Source organism: Parasutterella excrementihominis YIT 11859 (assembly GCF_000205025.1).
Classification (GTDB): Bacteria; Pseudomonadota; Gammaproteobacteria; order Burkholderiales; family Burkholderiaceae_F; genus Parasutterella; species Parasutterella excrementihominis.
This window is the reverse complement of the sequence record NZ_GL883690.1, coordinates 1-13433: the sequence shown is the minus strand read 5'-3', so window position 1 is coordinate 13433 and position 13433 is coordinate 1. Positions and strand designations below refer to the sequence as shown.

Below are 13433 nucleotides of genomic sequence, written 5' to 3'. Positions count from 1 at the left end.
GATTAGGTGCCGGGTTGACCGAGGCCCGTTCAGATGGAATGGGATAAGGTGCGACTTCCTTGGCAAAACTTGTCAGACCGAAAGGTCGGCAGGTTTTTCTTTTTTGTGCTTTCGGAGCTCTTAGATAGAATCCGAAAGCTACGAACTTGAGTGAAATGTGCGGAAAAATCAGAGCTGTTCGACTTTAATGCCGGCTTTCTTTAAGAACTGAATCCCTGCATCATCACGATAGTTCTCGTGATAATAAACTTCGTTAATTCCGCACTTCTGTATTAATAGAGAGCAGTGAATACAAGGGGAGTGCGTAATAAAAATTTTGGCGCCATTGGAGCTGTATCCGTTCTGTGCAAGTTTTGCGATGGCGTTTAGCTCGGCATGCTGAACCTCGGGACGAGTGACGAGTTTCCCGTCAACTTCATATTCGCAGCAGTTGTCGTATCCGGTCGGCATTCCGTTCCAGCCGAAAGAAATAATTGAATGGTTTTTGACAATGATGCAGCCTACTTTTAAGCGCTTGGCATAACTTCTCTGCGCAGCAATCTGCGCAATCGTCATATACATTTCATTGTCTTTTTTGATATCCATCTTATTTTCCTGCCGGAAACATAACTTTCAAGATTTTAGTTTTATACCTCATTTTCGCAAAAATCAGCAAACTACGGTCGGTTCGGGAGATTGAAGGTTTTACAAGGTTGGCAGTGTGCTAATCTTTACACATTGTAACGAGAGGTTTTCTTATGCGTATCATATTGGCGCTTATCTGCTTTATCGCAATGTTTATGCACGCTTTCTTCGGCTATTACCTTTACGTCCGAGGCGAGAGCGTCTTTGAACCGGACAACATGATTGTTGCGGTTCAAAAGAAAGTTGCTGTCAACACCAACAAGCTTTCTATTTTCCAGAAAAAGAGTGATCACATCGATGATCCCGTTGTAAAAGAACAAGCCAAAAACGCTGCCTTTTACGAAAAACCTGATGACGGCCTTGTCAAAACAGAAGAAAGAACCGAACAAGAGAGCGCTAAGACTGAGCTGAATGTCTCGCCAAATTCTTCTTCCTTATCTTCGGCCACTGAACCGACAGTTCCTGCAGTGACCACTGCGGCTCCCTCTCCGGTTCCGACTGAAAGTAAGCTGGCTGACGAACCGAAAGCCAAAGAAGAAACGCATTACCTTCCTTTCAGCACCGGTTGGTCTGGATTCCTCCAGGTTGAAAATGCTCTGATTACCGTCATTCTTTTCCTGCTCGGTTTCTCGATTTGCTGCGTCAAAGGAAGAGGGCCTGCATCCCGCTGGGTGTTCGGTTTCAACCTGATTTTCTGGTCGGCTTTAGGCGGATCGATCTACTTCTTCCTGCCTGCCAACACGCCTCTTGTCATTTTCAACATTAAATTCGCTTTCCCGCAGTGGTACCTTGTGATTTCCATGTGCAGTTTGGCGGCCCTTTTAAGCCTGCTTCTTTTCTTCAATGCTTTCCGCAAACCGATTGATGCCGCTGCAAGGCCCGTTAAGAAGGAACCGGAAAAAGCTCCGAAAGCTGAACCTGCTGCTCAAGCTGAAGCTCCGAAACCCAGCCGTTTCGGTTTCGGCGCCAAGAAAGAAGAGAAAGTAGAACCTGCCGCTACCATCATTCCGGTGCCTCCCGAACAAACACACGGTCCGGAAAAACGACCCGAATAAGACCAAGTATCTCATCCCGCTCCGGCGGGATTTTTTAGGCCCAATTTGAAGGGGATAACCATCTGACTTGCGCTTAAGTGAATAGAATGCCAGCAATAGACTGGTGATTCTTAATTTGCTAATTAACAATGATCCATCCCTCTGTGACAGACACGGCAGATGTCAATGAATTCGGTGCCGTGCGTATCCCCGAAGAAATTCTTCGTAAACTCGGTGCCGGCGTAGGCGATTTAATTTCTTTTGTGAAAGACGGCGACAGTATTCGTCTCGTTGTTAAAAAACAAAATTCAATTCAAAAAGACCAGCCCAAAGCAGCCACAGGCTTAACAAAACCATTGCGAATTCCTACAATGCAGTTTGCAACTGATTAACGGAGTATAAGAATGTGTCATTTGACAGGAAAGAGCGAGCCTGTGGCTCCTAGCGAAGACGAATGCAAAGCTGTTGTCGGCGAACCCGCTCCTGATTTTGAATTAGAAAGCGACTTAGGCGGAAAGGCTAGACTTTCCGATCTTCGAGGCAAAAAAGTCGTTCTTTATTTTTACCCGAAGGACAATACCTCCGGCTGCACCATGCAGGCCGTGAACTTCCAGGCCGCTTTAGATAAATTTGAAAAAGCCGGATATGTGGTCATCGGAGTATCTAGAGACAGCATAAAGAGCCACACCAATTTCAGAAACAAACAGGGGCTCAAATTCCCGCTGCTGAGCGACGCTGACTCTGAAGTTTCCAAACTCTACGGGGTTCTTAAGTTGAAATCGATGTACGGCAGAAAGTACCTCGGCATTGTCCGCAGCACTTTTGTGATCGATGAAAACGGTATTTTGACAGCTGAATTCAGAGACGTAAAAGCCAAAACCAGCGTTGCCGATTTAGAGAAAGCTCTCGGAATTTCTTAATAGAAAGAACAAGTTAAGCTGTAAAAGCGTCCTTAAGAGGGCACTTTTATTTTATTAGTAGCCGAGGAATCCTCCGGATAAAAGTGAAGGGATGTAGTGAAATAAACCCTCGAAGATACTTTCTATGGCCCAAAAAAATTCATCCAAACCGCCTCTTATCTTGGCAAACTCAGCCGTGAGATTAAACGTACTGGCAAACCAATAAAGCGCGGTTTCAAAAAAATCGTGAAATTGTGCCCAAAAGCTAGGAAACATCTTCGTCTTCGTTGGATATTAGTTGTCCATAAGCATAACAAAATGCCGCGATTAGTTAGCCGGCTAAAACCTATTTTAGCCACGAAAAAGCCGGGCTTTCGCCCGGCTTTACCTTGCCAATCTCTTACTTTTTATTTATTAAAGTTGTTCTTTAACAACTGTGTCCTGATCCATCAGTTCTGTGCCGAGAACACCTTCGGACTTAGAAACCACTAGCGCGGTTAAGCTGTCGCCGAGGACGTTGACAGATGTACGGATCATATCAAGGATACGGTCGATACCGGCAATCAGAGCAACGGCTTCAAGAGGAATACCGACTTCTGTAAAGACCAGAGTTGTCATAATCAGGCCGGCACCTGGAACACCGGCTGTACCGACGGCAGCCAGAACGCCCATCAAAACGATCTGGAACTGCTGAGCCAGAGTAAGGTCAATACCGAAAACTTCGGCAGCGAACACAGCGGTTACGCCCATGTAGATGGAGGTACCGTTCATGTTGATGGTGTTGCCCAGAGGAATTGCGAAAGAAGCAATAGCTTTAGAGGCACCCATCTTGCGGGAAGCTTCAAGGTTGACAGCCAAGGCTGCGGCAGAAGAGCAAGTTGTGAAAGCGATAAGCCAGGGTTCGAAAGCGCCTTTGAGGTAATCGGAAATCTTCATGCCGATAAGTTTGATGATCGGCAGATAGGTAATGCAGACGAAGATAAGCGTTGCGATGAAAGCGGTAAGAATGAGCTTGCCCAGCGGAAGCAGAACAGCCAACCCATGACGTGTAACCGTGTAAGCGATCAAGCCAAACACACCGATCGGAGCGTAAAGCATGACATAGTTGGTCATCCGAATCATGACGTCGCCGACTTTCTGGAAGAAGTCTGTCACCATGCGTACGGAATCGCCCATAAGCGAGAGGCAGAAACCGAAGAAGATGGAGAAGAAGATAACCTGAAGCATGTTGCCTTTGGCAAAAGCTTCGATCGGGTTAATCGGGACGATCTCAAGAAGGACCTTAGAAAGGGGAGGCGCAGCAGCTGCTTTAGCCTTCAGACCTTCGACGGAAATCGTTAAACCGGTACCCGGTTCCATGAAGTTAGCAACGATCAGACCGATCGTAACTGCAATAGCCGTCGTAATTGCGAAGAAGAGAATTGTTTTAACAGCGATCTTGCCGATTTTGCTGGCATCACCCAAGCCGGCTGAGCCTGCAATCAAAGTCGCAACAACCAACGGTACTACGACCATGCGGATCAAACGAATGAACAGCTGGCCAAGCGGCTGCAGGTAGGTGGCACCGAATTCGGAAGATACCATCGTACCTACGATCACGCCTAGGACCAAGCCATACATCATCTGCATGGGCAGTCCTATCCAAAAGTTTTTCTTAGTTGACATAGAATCTTTACCTCCAAAGGATTGGCATTGTGGGCGACAAGAGAGAATCCCCCATAACCCTGACTCTGATCATAGGCTAAAACCCGACGGAAATAAATAGTTACAGACAAAAAATTTTGCGTTTCTACTAATAAGTTATGAATAACGGTGGTAGAAAAGAATAAGTAGAGGTATCTAAAATTTCAAAACATGAAAAAACGAGTTCAGACAGTGCCAAATCGTTCAAACAATAATTAAAAAACAGACTAAAAACCTCCAAATTCAACTCAACATAATAATAGTTATGTTGAATAAAATATTTTTGTAGTTTTTATTCAATTAGTTAAGTTACAATTTCGCAGATTTTCTGTAGCCCTTTTCTTAATTTCACTTTGATCTGTCTTAGCCAAGTGGCTCGGAGAATAAAATTTTGTTGTTCGATGACTTTGAAAAGGATTTCAGCAAAAAATGATTTATCTTTCCGTGATGATCGGCGGCGGTCTTGGCTCTTTACTGCGCTTTCTGATTAGTTCCTTCGGCTTTCTTCCGTTCGCCACCGTTTTTATCAATATCGTCGGCAGCTTTATTCTCAGCTTTTTAACATTCTTCTTTTTGGATCGCCCTGAGGTTCCGCCGGACCTTCGTTTCGGGCTAACCGCCGGTTTCTGCGGCGGCTTTACGACTTTCAGTACTTTTTCCGTTGAAGTCTATGCCATGGTTTTAGACAATCACATCGGACAAGCAGCCTTCTATGTTTTGGCCAGTTTTTTAGGCGGCCTCCTCGCCGTTGCTTTAGGTGCATTTTTGGCGAAGAATTGCTGACGCGTTTTCGGGCAACCTCTCAGACAAACGTTCACTAAAAATGACTTTGAGGCTTTAAAACGCGTCTCATTTTCATTCGTTTTTAGCGGGAAAGCCTGATATTCAGGCTCTCCGACCTTTTTTCGCTGTATTTTTTTAGTTATTTCGAGCCTTTTGTTTTCAAAGACCTCAAGATTTTCTTTATATTTTTCTTAGAGTTATCTAATTTTTCAGGATTTGTTCTGCTGCTGAGCGTTTCTTTGTTTTTTCTGCCCAAGAAATAAGCGATTCTTTCTGCGTTTGCACCTGAGGGATGAGGGAGTTCCGGCAAAAGACGATTCTCGAACTGCGTGCCTTTCACGACCTTTTCTAAATAATGCTGAACTTTTGGTCCTAACGGAAGCAGCACTGCGTTGGGTGCTTTGCTCAACTCTTCTAATGTCAGCGTTGACGCAAATTCAAATAATTCAGTGCCCTGCTTAATTTCTGCGTTGAAATTCGACTCCTTGCCGTTTTTGACCGCAAAGGTCGGATAACGAATACACGATGTCAGATTCACTAACTCCTGCTTATTTGAAAATAACTGCGCTGTAGTTTCAACATCCAGAAACTCTGCAATTCCGGCCTCGTCCATTAATTCAACGAGATTCTTGCGCATCGGCCCACTGAAGCTTCCCACCGCTTTGCATCGCCTCAGAACCTCATCGTCGGACAAGCCTTGATGAATTAATCGAGCTGCTTCAACCAGCATGTTATTCATCTGGATCTCACCCGGCGTAATGCCGACAATGAATAAACGAGCTTCTGGATTTACATAATCAAACGGCGCGTAATAGATCCTTTCTTCTCCGGAATCTTCCAAGAGAAGATTCTTCCTGTCTTTCACATCTCTAAAGGAAACAATAACAGAGCGGTATTTTTCAAACAAACTATGGTTTTTCATGGACAGAGACACTAAAAGGATCCGGAAACAGCCTTTTGCCGCTCCCGGATCAGTTGTATATTTAACTTTTAGGTTTATTTTTTGATTTTGACGATATCGTAGCCTGCCAGCTGTTTCTTACCGACCTTCGTCCAGAGATATAGTTCAGTATCGACATCTGGAACTGTGAAAGCCACCGCTGTCTTGATCGGGAAGGTAAAGACCGCATCTTTCAGACCATCTTTATTCACATCCATAAACTCAACCTTGAGAGGTTTCGGCATTTTGCGGTTAACCTCCAAATCAGCATTAGAGAACGGAGATCCGAAACGTGTTGCTTCCTTATCAACCCTTGTCATGTGTACTTGAGGAGTAGAAAGCGCTGTGACTGTAAATGTACCGTCAGAACTTTGACTCAGCTCCTTGCTGTTGATGATAATCGGAAGATGATGAAGCTCGTGAAGTTCTTGTTCCGTGGCGTGAAGCACATTGTGGAAAGAATAATTATTAAATTCGTGCAGGAAAGCTTTAGCTTTGCCCGGATCTACCCGATAAAGCATTCTAGCTTCCTTATCAGCCTTCTGAACTTCAGCCGCTGCCTGTTTTTCAAAAGCCCTCTTATTCTTGGCAAAAATCGGATAATCCTGATGCTGCCAATCTAAGAAATTCTGCATGGTCAAGAACGTATAGAGTGGACGATCTGCGCGATAAGACAATTGCTCCGGCGTTGCGTGAAACTGAGCCGTAGTTGCAGTCTTGGGATCCATGAAATTCTGCCCGATCGCAGTTCCGGCAAGCGGATACTGCGGATAAGAAAACTGCTGAGATGGTCTCCCGTTGGTTCTCCAAGCGAGTGTAAATAGAGGATTCGGACGCAGAACATAAACGACACTGTCATAAGTACCGATATTACAAATGTCGTTCATCCCTTGGTGATACCAGCCGGAGTCCCTGACTTCATGTTTGCTGTGTCCGCTGATCATTTGACGAACTTGTTCCGCTGAAACTTTATTCTTCAGTTTCATAGACATCGGGAAAGCATGCTCATCTTTAAAGTCCTTGCCTGTAAGGTAATTGAGAAGGACGCGAACACGCTCTTTGGTCCAATCTGCTGAGGTTCTTTCGTCAAGTTGATAGGCTTTTCTCAGATTAAAGTCAGAGAAATTCTTCGGATCTTTTGGTTTATAAGTACCCTTCTTTATAGCGTTCTCAATTAAATCCGGAGAAGCAATTACATTTGCAGTGTCTTTCAGATCAATATTCGTAATGTTGATTGCATTGGCCAGGAAGGCAATTTCGTCATCCTGAACTTTACGAGCGACGTATCGGCTGCCGCGCAAAAGCACGAGCTGCCAAGCTTCATTAGCGTCTGCAATGGTATATGTCCGACCTTCTTGAAAATAGCCATACTTCTTTACGAGATCGATAGCCAGGTTCACTCCATCTCTTGCCGAAACTGCTCTTTCAGCAATTAAACGGCGAATCCCGTAACCGATGCCGCCTTCGTTGATCTTTTCGCCTTTTTCAATGGTCTGGTTGCAGTTGTTGGAGACAACTACAACACCTTTCTCATTCACGAAGCCATCGGAGAATGAATAGCCGGTAGGCGCCAAAGTCTGCGACCACCAAAATCCCAGTGTCTTTTTGACTTGAGGAATTTTGGCGGCAGCGGGCTCAAATTCGATGAGCTCTCCGTCTTCATGCATTGCCGGATCGACCCAATACTGACTGGTGATAATGCGCATTTCATTGTCTTCATTATGACCAACAAGAATTTCACCAGTTGAAGAAACTTTCTTTCCGACAATTACAGTAAAGCATGCATTAGAGGGGAGTGCAAAAGCGGCAAGTGAGATGCCAACGAGTGCGGATAGAGCGGTTAGTCTTAAATTCATACCGATCTCCTTGAAGATAATTTTGGTGATTTTTTATGTTTCTATATTCGCACGGAATACCCTGTTTGAATAAGTATAGCGAGAAATAAGCCTTAACTTAATCAGGGTTTCCGATAGGGTAATAAGAGAATAGAAAGAGTTTTATTTACACCATTCGTCTCAAAAGTTCTCTTAGCCGCACAATGAACAAAGCAAAAGACGAAGGCTTTATTACTTCCTTCGTCTTATGTTGTTAAAGCTCACCTATGAAACAAAATGTTAGAAAACGAACTTCGCTCCAATAGTTGCCGACAATTCTCGATAGTCGTGAGAGCCAAATCTTGAACCCACGTTGCCCCATAAGTGGAGGTTCTTTCCGACTTTTCTTTCGCCGCCGAATTTCAATTCAGCCAAGTTGGAAGCACCCGCCTGAGTAAATCCGTCTTGGTTCATCGTCACCCCAAACTTGCGAGTGTTATGAATCCAATTCACGTCAGTGTAGAGCTGAAAACTTCCGACTCCTTGATCAGAACCGGGCACTCTGCCCTGGATATAGAATCGAGTACCTATTCGGCTTTGAATGTTGCCGTGACCGTTAAACCGAACGTGAGTTCCGTTTTTCTCTGTCCTATTCGGGGTGGTTACGCCCATCCAGATCACTTGAGCCTGAGGCTGGACATACCAGTCGCCATAGTTATTAGAGCCAAGTTTTTGTGTATAACCGGCTTCCAGCGATCCGGTTAAACCTCTAGATCTATATTTTTCTTTCGGATTGTCATTGCCATTCACGGAGCTCTTAAACCAGCTGTAATTGAACCAGGCATCGACATAAGCACCCTGTTGATTAATTTCATCCTCAAACCAAGTTGCATACATTCCCAGTCCATAACCGTCAGTTTTACCAATGGAACGCTGACCATTCACCACCGAATGAGAAATCGCTCTGGAGTGGGCATAACCGGCCATCAATCCTAAGTGCAACGCTTGTTGGTTTTCAGCATCCGTCCATGCTGCTATATCTCCTCCGATCTGGGAAATATATCGGTTAGAGCGAGTTTTGGTATTTCCCGAGGAATCTTGCCAAGAGTTATATCGACCTGCTTGTCTTAACCACAGACTTGTAGATTTTTTCTCTCCTGTGAAGAAGTCCGTATATTCAGTCTTACCGCCTCTGTCCAGCTGTCGCGTTACAAAGGATGTTTGTACGGTTTCTTCATTTGCAATATAAGAACCTATCTCCGGACGAACCTGATCGTCTTCAGTTTTCAGGTACCAATGATTTGAATTCGCACCTTCTCCGCGTACTAAACGATATTCAAATGCGCCGGCGACTATTCGCCCTTCCTGGATAAAAGTACCGTCTGACTGTCCATCGACATGAATAAGTTCAATGCCTTTCGATGTCCTTCCGCCCATTGCCCCCATATTTGTGACAACCACTCTGGATGTCCCTGACGTACTTCCTCTGACAATGAGTTTATCCACTGGGGAAGAATCACCTTCTAAATATCCCTTAAAATTAACTAAGCCGTTGTTACCGATATAATTTCCTTCCACTAAAAAAACGGAAGGCTCACTGTCCTGTGTACCGATATTCAATGTTCCGGCATGAACTAAGTCTCCTTTTAAGACAGCAAATCCGCTTAAAGTTCCATTCTGGCCGATTACAACAGAACTGCTATTGCTAGTCACGACAGAATTCGGCGTGCCCAGGTGCAACTCCCCTTCGTTGATTTCTGTTTTTCCGTTCCAAAGTGTGTCATTGATAATCGAGAGTGTTCCATGCCCTTCCTTACGCACGGAGCCGCTTCCGGTAATATCGTTCGATAATGTCCAGTCGTCCGAATTGTTGATGATTAGATAACCGTTATTCGAAGCGGCCGCTTTACCCAGATTCGAGGCGTTGGACACAGTAAGTTCAGACTGAGGGTCGATTTGAATATCGCCTTCGAAGCCGCTGTTATCCGCCGTGAGGGCTAAATCACTGCTGAACAGGTTCAATCGCCCCATTCCTGACAACTGATTTTGAATAGGACCGTCATTGACACCATTCAAATTTAATTCACCATCAAGCTCAATCGTCCCGTCTCCCAGACCAGAAGAAGACTTCATGTTAACTTTGGCTTCCGTAAACAGAACATTATTCGTATGAAGATTTGGGTTTGAGGCTTCAATATCCAGAGTTCCGCTTTCCACTGTCAATGTCCCGCTTCCCGTTAAGGTATCTGCAGACACGATCTGACCGCCTTCGCGAATGGTTAATTGAGAAGGCTTTTGATCAAGACGGTCATCGGATTCCTTCGGTTCACCGAAATGAACTTTTGCATTCTCTCCGGCGTTCAGGCGCCCGACAGTCTGAGAGGTATTTGCCAGATCCAGAGTAGCGTTTGCTTCCAAAAGAACTTCCGAGGTACTTCCCAATGCCGAATCAGCTAATAATTTCAGTGTACTATCAGGGTCAACAAATGTTTTCCCCGTATAGTCGTTATTGGGGTTCGACAAAGAGATATAGTCATTAGGCGCGTCAATTCGTAGATCACCGTCTCCGGTTACTTTTGCCCTTAGATCCTTTCCCCCTGAGGCGGTTGATTCCGATGGAAGTAACGTCAGAGCATTATCATCTTTTCCCAGCAGCTGAACCTCATTTAACCCATAGGTTAAATAGAGACCGTTGGAGTCTTTGGACGAGTCGAGTGTCGACAGCTGAAAACCATAGAATCCTTTCGCAACTTCAGTCCTGAGACTTCCTTGTAAGATCGAAACTGTTTTAACAGAGGTTGAAAGGCTTCCTCCCTCATCCGGTGAAAGAGCCGACTGACCGTTTACGAATAATTCAATTCCTCCGGCATAGCCATTAACCACACTTTTATTTTCATCCTTCAATTGAATCAATGGAATCCTCGGAGCTTTCTCAATGTAATCATCGTGCTCCATAATTGCATTATTCGATTCTGTATCAGGAATTTCAGGAAGTGTAATTTGATCGCCCATCTTTACCTTAACAGTCCCAGTTGAACTTACATCTAGACCACTTAGGACGTCGCCATCAATTAAAATCTGGGCCGACGATTCGGTATCGCTGAATTGAATTTCTTTTTCAAAATCAATCGATCCGCCGGAAATCATTAAACTTTCAAGCGTTGCTGGATCACTAGTTCCGTCGGTCTTTAATTCCGCACCGCCTTTGACAACCAAACCTAACGAACCTAAGTTATCTTCATGATTTAAAACGTAAAAAAGATTGCCACCGTTCTTACCGTCCAAAACCATAGTACCTATAAAGTCTTGGTTGTTCTTAAGGTTGTTATCGAACTTAAATTCTTGATTGATGCCTTTTGCGTTTGGATCTGAATAAATCCATAACGCTCCGTGACCAGTTAAGGAATTGTCATAAGTAAAACCATCGTCGGAAACAAAAATTTCAATATTTCCCCAATTCAACTCGGTCTTTCCGCTGCCCCAAAGTTCCTGGCTGGTGTGAGCCCCTTTATCCGAGCTTAATTTGCCTAAAACAAGCCAATCGCCCGTATAGCTGTTATTTTGGACAGAATTATTAGAAACCGTCGCATATCCGTGAACTACTGTGGTTCCATTGCCGGAGAGGAAATTGTCGATATAGGAATACTCTTCGTCAAACAAAAGATCCAACTTTCCGCTATTTTCTATTTTCGCTTCACCGAGGGCGCTGTTCTTAAAAACAGCAATATCAGAATCAGCACCAACTTCAATTGTTCCGTTAAAGTCCGAATTTTTTCCTGTAAGGGCAAAGGAACTGTTCTCTGCGTTCAGCTTACCTGAACCGATAAGAGTATTGGCAAACTCATCGTAGGTGAGATAAGTCTCATAATGAAGCGGATTTCCGCCGTCAGATGGTTTCTCAATGTTTTTCAACGTCAGTGTACCGTTGTCCTGTACTTCGTTGTCACCGAGTCCCAAGACAGAATTGATTTCTACCGCTGCATCCGGTTTGATTGAAGTTGATGCATGGAAATCAGCATTAGCACCTGAAATCTCTAACGTTCCTCTTTGAACAATTAAATTCCCCGATCCTTTTAATCCACCGGCTGAGACGGTTCCTCCCTCTTTGACCGTCAATTGAGACGAGTCTGCCATATCAACCTGTGCATCTGTGGCAACTGTTAATTTTCCAATTTCTTGGGAATGATCGTTAAGATTCAAAATAGCTCTTTCTGCTAAATTGACCTCCTTAGTTGCACCTAAAGCAGAATCAGCTCCAAGTTTTAACGTACTGTCGGACGTTACAAAAGTTCCGCCGGTATAGGTGTTCTCCGGATTAGACAAGGAAACGGTCTCTCCGACTGCAGAAATTTTAAGATCGCCGCTACCAACGACTTTGGCACTGAGGTCATTGGCTAAGGAGTTTTCTGGAAGTCGGGGGGTCGCATACAAAATAAGCGCTGAATCCCCCTGACCTAATAATTCAACTTGAGTCAGACCGTAGTTGAGATAAAGACCGCTCGCCTCTTCTTCCGATCCGCTTGTCGTCAGTTTCCAGTCATAGCCGGCGTTGGCAACATGAACTCCGTTTTGAATAACTTTCGAGGTCAATGCGTTAGAGAGAACTTTCCCGTTTTGATCTACCAAAGATAAACCTCCGCCGGATCCGATAATTTCTGCCCCTTTCGCGTTCACCAACATCATTGAGGTTTTTTGCAAACCGTCATCTTGCTCCATAAGCGGCAGTGTTTCCAACTTGCTTTCTGTCGTGGGTACAGCGTTTATAAATCCGGCTGAAGTATCAATTCGAACAGTTCCTTCACCGTCAGCGTTCAATTTCTTTGTAACTCGGATCGTCTTATTCGAAGTCGGACTGCCGGTTTGAATGTCACCGATATTGAGTTCTCCTCCCGCAATATCAAGCTTACCCAACGTGAAAGTTCCCTTAGAGGAATCATCCCTGCCGACAGAGAGAACTGAGTTGTCGCTAACGCGGATTCCTGATGTCGATAACTCATCGCTATCAAGGATATAAACGACCTTCTTATTTTTTTCTCCCGCTAACTCCACCATGCCGGTAAACTCCGAAGTCGTACCTTGTTGGATCTTGAAAGTAGGGGCATATAAATCTGTACCATTCTCGGAACCAGAAAAATTCACTAAAAGCGTCCCCGATCCGGATAAGGTATTGTCAAAGACAAATAAAGAACCGTTCGAGTTATTGGTCACAACCACCGATCCCTGAGGCTCAATGTTGACATTTCCCGTTCCCCATTGAGAGGAAGTAGTGAAGGACCCATCGACCGTTTTCAATTTACCTAAAACATCCCACTCACCGTGATAATCGGAAATGTCGGAACTTTTAACCGAAACCTCACCCGCAACCCGAATAACTCCGTCCCCGGAGATTTTGTTTTCAATCGGACCAGCATCGGATTGAAACTGAAGATAAAGACCTTTCGTGGTATTACCTGCTTCGGTGTTAACTTCGATATTACTTTGGCCGGCCCCGGTAGGAGCGGCAAGAATTAAAGTACCGTCAGTTACCACAGTTTTGCCTGTATAGGTACTCTCAGCACTTCTTAAGACGTTGTAGCCGCCGAGATTCTCAATATGTCCATGCCCCGTAATTTTGGGAACAAACACAATCTCTGGAACCCCTGCAGTTGTCAAGCAC

Annotated in this window: 9 protein-coding genes; 4 read left to right on the top strand and 5 right to left on the bottom strand. The window is 44.7% G+C overall.

Translation table 11 applies throughout. The annotated features are described in order from the left end of the window. Positions 1 to 168: 168 nt before the first annotated feature. A complete protein-coding gene (locus HMPREF9439_RS03440; protein ID WP_008863722.1) occupies positions 169 to 585 on the bottom strand; it encodes a deoxycytidylate deaminase in 417 nt (138 codons plus the stop codon). Between the two features lie 152 nt (positions 586 to 737). Between HMPREF9439_RS03440 and HMPREF9439_RS03435 the strand changes: the two genes are divergently transcribed. From HMPREF9439_RS03435 to HMPREF9439_RS03425, 3 genes are all read left to right on the top strand, one after another. Further along, a complete protein-coding gene (locus tag HMPREF9439_RS03435; protein ID WP_008863721.1) occupies positions 738 to 1679 on the top strand; it encodes a hypothetical protein in 942 nt (313 codons plus the stop codon). Between the two features lie 128 nt (positions 1680 to 1807). Then, positions 1808 to 2050, top strand: a complete 243-nt coding sequence (locus HMPREF9439_RS03430; RefSeq protein WP_008811949.1) for an AbrB/MazE/SpoVT family DNA-binding domain-containing protein — start codon at positions 1808 to 1810, stop codon at positions 2048 to 2050. A 12-nt stretch (positions 2051 to 2062) separates the two neighbouring features. After that, the gene (locus HMPREF9439_RS03425; protein WP_008863720.1) at positions 2063 to 2578 is read left to right on the top strand and encodes a peroxiredoxin; all 516 of its coding nucleotides are present in this window, start codon (positions 2063 to 2065) and stop codon (positions 2576 to 2578) included. 393 nt (positions 2579 to 2971) lie between these two features. Here the strand turns inward: HMPREF9439_RS03425 and HMPREF9439_RS03415 are convergent, their stop codons facing one another. Then, positions 2972 to 4222 carry a dicarboxylate/amino acid:cation symporter gene (locus HMPREF9439_RS03415; RefSeq protein ID WP_008811946.1) on the bottom strand — a complete coding sequence of 417 codons (1251 nt, stop codon included), beginning with the start codon at positions 4220 to 4222 and terminating at the stop codon, positions 2972 to 2974. Between the two features lie 447 nt (positions 4223 to 4669). Between HMPREF9439_RS03415 and crcB the strand changes: the two genes are divergently transcribed. Continuing rightward, positions 4670 to 5023, top strand: a complete 354-nt coding sequence (crcB, locus tag HMPREF9439_RS03410) for a fluoride efflux transporter CrcB (RefSeq protein ID WP_008863718.1) — start codon at positions 4670 to 4672, stop codon at positions 5021 to 5023. 139 nt (positions 5024 to 5162) lie between these two features. Here the strand turns inward: crcB and HMPREF9439_RS03405 are convergent, their stop codons facing one another. From HMPREF9439_RS03405 to HMPREF9439_RS12875, 3 genes are all read right to left on the bottom strand, one after another. After that, positions 5163 to 5957 carry a uracil-DNA glycosylase family protein gene (locus HMPREF9439_RS03405; RefSeq protein WP_244862376.1) on the bottom strand — a complete coding sequence of 265 codons (795 nt, stop codon included), beginning with the start codon at positions 5955 to 5957 and terminating at the stop codon, positions 5163 to 5165. Between the two features lie 62 nt (positions 5958 to 6019). Next, a complete protein-coding gene (locus HMPREF9439_RS03400; protein WP_008863716.1) occupies positions 6020 to 7819 on the bottom strand; it encodes a C69 family dipeptidase in 1800 nt (599 codons plus the stop codon). Positions 7820 to 8077: 258 nt separating this feature from the next. Next, positions 8078 to 13402 (bottom strand): autotransporter outer membrane beta-barrel domain-containing protein, encoded by a 5325-nt coding sequence (locus tag HMPREF9439_RS12875; RefSeq protein ID WP_217176396.1) that lies wholly within the window; start codon positions 13400 to 13402, stop codon positions 8078 to 8080. Positions 13403 to 13433 lie beyond the last annotated feature (31 nt).